Origin of the sequence: Kytococcus sp. HMSC28H12, from assembly GCF_001816045.1 — a bacterium.
GTDB classification, from domain to species: domain Bacteria; phylum Actinomycetota; class Actinomycetes; order Actinomycetales; family Dermatophilaceae; genus Kytococcus; species Kytococcus schroeteri.
Window position 1 is genome coordinate 1 of sequence record NZ_KV824668.1, and the last position, 1017, is coordinate 1017.

A 1017-nucleotide genomic window follows, 5' to 3' on the forward strand; every position below is an offset into this window, starting at 1 on the left:
CTGTCGAGTTCAGCACCGGTGCGGTTCTCGGTGCCGGTGCACTCCGGGCAGGCGCCCTCCGCCCCACTCGCGTCCGCCACGGCATCGCGCTGGGCGAGCAGCCAGTCACGCAGCCGCCAGGTGGACTCGCAGTCCAGCTCGTTGTACGCCCGGATGCGCTCCAGCATCCCGGCCGCGCGCTCGGCCTCCCCGGCGTCGCGGGCGGTGCAGTACCGCTGGTACTCCACGATCGAGTCGGCCCCACCGGTCACGCCGTCGGCCCCGCGGGCGGGCATGTACAGCGGCTCCAGCTTCTTGATGGAGTAGCTCGCCTGGCTCACCCGCACACCTGCGCGCACGGTGGCGTAGAGGTCCACGAACACGTGCTGGCGCAGCAGGTCGTCCAGCTGCTCGGCCCCGATGCCGTGCACCGCCGTGAGCCGCTTGAGGGCGGTCACCTCGTAGGCGGCGTAGTGGTAGACGTGCAGGTCCGGGTAACGGCGGCGCCGAGCGGCCAGCCAGTCCAGGAAGTCCGCCAGCGCCCGGCCCTCCTCGGCGCGGTCGTGCGCCCACCACGCGCGGTACCGGGCGCCGTGCTCGTCGGGCGGCCCGTAGGCGGCGGGGTCGTCACCACCGACGACGTCAGCCCCCTCGGGCACGTCCAGCACCTCCACGCCGAAGAGGTACTCCAGCCCGCTCGGCGCCCCCGGCGCGGGCCGCCACAGCGGGTCGCCCTCGAAGTCGAAGAACACGTCCCCCGGGCTCGGCGCGGGCAGGGCGGCCAACGCCTCGGCCGAGATCACCTCGCTGAGCACCACCTCCGGTGCCGCGGGGTCGGCCTCCCGGGCGGCGGCGGTGGCCTCGCGGGCCCGTACCTGCAGGGCGGCCTGGTCGCGCAGCGCCTCGAAGTCGGCCTGCCGGATGCCGCGCGGGCCCCGCTCGGCGGTGGCCAGCTGCGCCATCGTGGTGATGCCGTGGGCGTGCAGGGCCTTGCGCCGCGGCATCGACATGCGGGCCACGCCGAGCAGGTCGTCGCCC

General features: G+C 75.1%; 1 protein-coding gene. It reads right to left on the minus strand.

The annotated features are described in order from the left end of the window. Positions 1 to 1017 (minus strand): TM0106 family RecB-like putative nuclease (locus tag HMPREF3099_RS10765; RefSeq protein WP_141762135.1); only part of this gene is annotated, 1017 nt, incomplete at both ends.